Source organism: Enterococcus sp. AZ191 (genome assembly GCF_051713845.1).
In the GTDB taxonomy this organism is placed as follows: Bacteria; Bacillota; Bacilli; order Lactobacillales; family Enterococcaceae; genus Enterococcus_B; species Enterococcus_B durans.
Genome location: NZ_JBIOQS010000012.1, coordinates 1 through 709, shown reverse-complemented (window position 1 = coordinate 709; position 709 = coordinate 1). Strand labels below are relative to the sequence as shown.

Annotated in this window: 2 pseudogenes; one reads left to right on the top strand and one right to left on the bottom strand. The window is 37.5% G+C overall.

The window, feature by feature from the left end:
• Nucleotides 1–161 (bottom strand): annotated as a pseudogene (locus tag IGI47_RS14125) (IS6 family transposase); the annotation flags it as partial.
• A 68-nt stretch (nucleotides 162–229) separates the two neighbouring features.
• Here IGI47_RS14125 and IGI47_RS14120 point away from each other — a divergent pair.
• A pseudogene (locus IGI47_RS14120) lies at nucleotides 230–709 on the top strand (primase C-terminal domain-containing protein); the annotation flags it as partial.

The following is a 709-nucleotide window of genomic DNA, read 5'->3' as shown; positions in this document are numbered from 1 at the left end:
TATTCTTGCACCCAACGATAAATCGTCGTATGAGAAACGTTAATGCCACGATCATATAAGATTTCTTGAACTTCACGATAGCTAAGGTTATAACGAAGATAGTAGCCCACAGCTACAATAATCACATCCTGCTGAAATTGCTTTCCTTTAAAATGATTCATCGTCATTCCTCCTGCTATCTTTTTCTATTATTCTACCTTATTTGATAGTAGATTTAAAACTTTGCAACAGAACCGGACGGAATAACGTGATTTTTACACTCTCTTTGGCTTATTATTCTTCTGGTTACGGACAAGAAACTTGTGAGTATAACATGTTTGAGTTTAACGAACGCTTAAATGAGCCGTTGTCTGAAGGCGAAGTGCGAAAGATTGTCAAAAGTGCGTATTCTGGCAATTATCAAGCAGCCAATCGTGACTTTGTTTTGGAATTATGCCAGGAATGGGTCGCTTCAGATATTCAAGAAAACGAGTTGTTTATCCAACGTCGTGGCTGGTGGAAGTTCAAGAAACCACGTGAACAACGAGAATATAGTCATAAACATGAATGGCAAGAAGATATTATGCGCTATTTGAGCGAAAAAAGTGATCTTCGTATGCCTTATTTGAAACTGTCTAAAAAAGAATTGGCGGAACAATTAAATATGCCATTAAGAAGTCTGGATCGTGCATTAAGCGCCTTAAAGCAAGAACACAAAGTGTTCTACCAA